Source organism: Campylobacter sp. W0014 (genome assembly GCF_020135975.1).
Lineage (GTDB): Bacteria > Campylobacterota > Campylobacteria > Campylobacterales > Campylobacteraceae > Campylobacter_D.
Genome location: NZ_JACHTR010000073.1, coordinates 1 through 1041 on the forward strand (window position 1 = coordinate 1; position 1041 = coordinate 1041).

1 protein-coding gene is annotated in these 1041 nt (G+C 26.5%); it reads right to left on the minus strand.

The annotated features are described in order from the left end of the window. Positions 1-1038: GDP-L-fucose synthase (locus H2277_RS08990; protein WP_337201965.1), on the minus strand; the 1038-nt coding region annotated here is incomplete at its 3' end. Positions 1039-1041 lie beyond the last annotated feature (3 nt).

Genomic DNA, 1041 nt, shown 5'->3' on the forward strand with positions numbered 1-1041 from the left:
GTTTAAATACCAATCATACATCATTTTGATCCCTTCTTCTAGTTCGATTTTATGTTTCCAGCCTAAAGAATGGATTTTGGAGCAATCTGTTATCCTATTAAATTTGCCTTCTGGCTTACTTACATCAAAAACAAGATTTCCTTTAAAACCCACTATTTCTTTTATCATCAAAGCTAAATCTTTGATAGATATATTCTTATTAACTCCTATATTAATATGGGTATTTTGAATTTCTTTGTCATTTTTATCATGCAAATCAGAAAAATTAATATTTTCCATGATATAAACACAGGCTTGCGCTAAATCTTTACTGTGTAAAAATTCTCTAGTTTGCTTACCGCTACCCCAAATTTCAACACTATTTTCAACAATTCCAAAATTTTTAAGATAAGTAATGGCTTTTTGAATATCATTTATATTTAAATCTTTTAACACTTCATCATATTTTTTTTCATTTAATAATTTTGCTAGATGAAATTTTCTTACCAAAGCAGGCATTACATGAGATTTTTCTAAATCAAATTTATCATTATTTCCATATAAATTAATAGGAGCTAAAGCAATAAAATTGGTTTTATATTGTATATTGTAAGATTCGCACATTTTTACACCAGCTACCTTTGATATAGCATAAGATTCATTGGAATAATTTAACTTTCCTGTCAATAAATCCTCTTCTTTTGTAAAAATTAAATTATCTGGATATATAGAAGTAGAGGCTATGAAAATTAATTTTTTAACTTTATATAGATAAGAAGAATGGATAACATTGTTTTGAATTTGCAAATTTTCATAAATAAAATCTGCCCTATAAGTATTATTTGCCAATATTCCACCTGCTTTAGCTGCTGCTAAAATAACATATTCTGGTTTTTCTTTTTCAAAAAAATCAGCTACTGCTTTTTGATTGGTCAAATCAAGTTCTTCATGAGTTCTATAAATCAAATTACTATACCCTTGATTTATCAATTCTTCTACTATAGCAGTACCTACAAGCCCTCTATGACCTGCTATATAAATTTTAGAATTTTTATTCATTTT